Source organism: Streptomyces minutiscleroticus (assembly GCF_014650875.1).
GTDB classification, from domain to species: Bacteria; Actinomycetota; Actinomycetes; order Streptomycetales; family Streptomycetaceae; genus Streptomyces; species Streptomyces minutiscleroticus.
This window is the reverse complement of the sequence record NZ_BMVU01000211.1, coordinates 1-1,079: the sequence shown is the minus strand read 5'-3', so window position 1 is coordinate 1,079 and position 1,079 is coordinate 1. Positions and strand designations below refer to the sequence as shown.

At 66.6% G+C, this 1,079-nt stretch carries 1 protein-coding gene and 1 pseudogene; both read left to right on the top strand.

What is annotated here, in order from left to right; all coding sequences use genetic code 11:
• Positions 1-142: 142 nt before the first annotated feature.
• Positions 143-970, top strand: a pseudogene (locus IE271_RS41050) (shikimate dehydrogenase); the annotation flags it as partial.
• Positions 971-1,006: 36 nt separating this feature from the next.
• Positions 1,007-1,079: shikimate kinase (locus tag IE271_RS43205; RefSeq protein ID WP_308435264.1), on the top strand; the 73-nt coding region annotated here is incomplete at its 3' end.

The window sequence follows — 1,079 nt, the reverse complement described above, 5'->3', positions numbered from 1 at the left end:
GACAGCGTCACCGAGACCCGCCGCAACGTGCGCTCCTACCTCGAGAACCTGGCGATCCGATGAGCACCGCCCCCGTGGCGCCCACCGGGTCCACCGGGCCCACCGTCGTCCTCGTCACGCATGGCTCAGGAGGTAGGCCCCTATGAAGACAGAGCAAGCCCGCCGAGCGGCCGTGCTGGGTTCACCGATCGCCCACTCCCTTTCCCCTGTGCTGCACAGAACCGCCTACCGGGAACTGCAGCTCGCGAACTGGTCGTACGACCGGTTCGAGGTCGACGAGACGGGTCTGCCCGCCTTTCTCGACAAACTCGGCCCCGAGTGGGCAGGGCTTTCGCTGACGATGCCGCTAAAGAGGGCCGTTATTCCACTCCTCGACGAGATCAGCAGTACTGCAGCCTCGGTTGAAGCTGTCAACACGGTCATCCTCGCTCAGGACGGGCAGCGCGTCGGTGACAACACCGACGTCCCCGGCATAGTTGCAGCTCTTCACGAGCAAGCCATCCAACAGGTCGATTCTGCCGCGATCCTAGGCGCCGGTGCCACGGCCTCCTCCGCCCTGGCCGCGCTCGTCCACGTCTGCACCGGCGACGTCACTGTCTACGCCCGCAACAAGACACGTGCCGCCGAAATCCAGCAGTGGGGCGAGCGGCTCGGCATCAGATGCCGTACCAAGGACTGGTCGGATGCAGGCCAAGCCCTCCATGCGCCTCTGGTGATTGCCACCACCCCCGCCGGTGCAACCGACGGCCTTGCCAACGGTGTACCCGAGCATCCCGCCGCCCTCTTCGAAGTGCTCTACGCCCCCTGGCCGACCGTGCTCGCCCATCGATGGTCCGCGCATGGCGGGACCGTCGTCAGCGGCCTCGACTTATTGGTACACCAGGCGGCGCTGCAAGTAGAACAGATGACCGGATATGTTCAGGCTCCCATGGAGGCCATGCGCAGAGCTGGTCAAGCCGCGCTGAGCGCGGGAAACACCAATCCCGCCGTCGTGCTCGTCGGCCCGATGGGGGTCGGCAAGTCGACGGTGGGCGCGCTGCTGGCCGAGCGTCTGGGCCGCCCCTACCGGGACACCGACG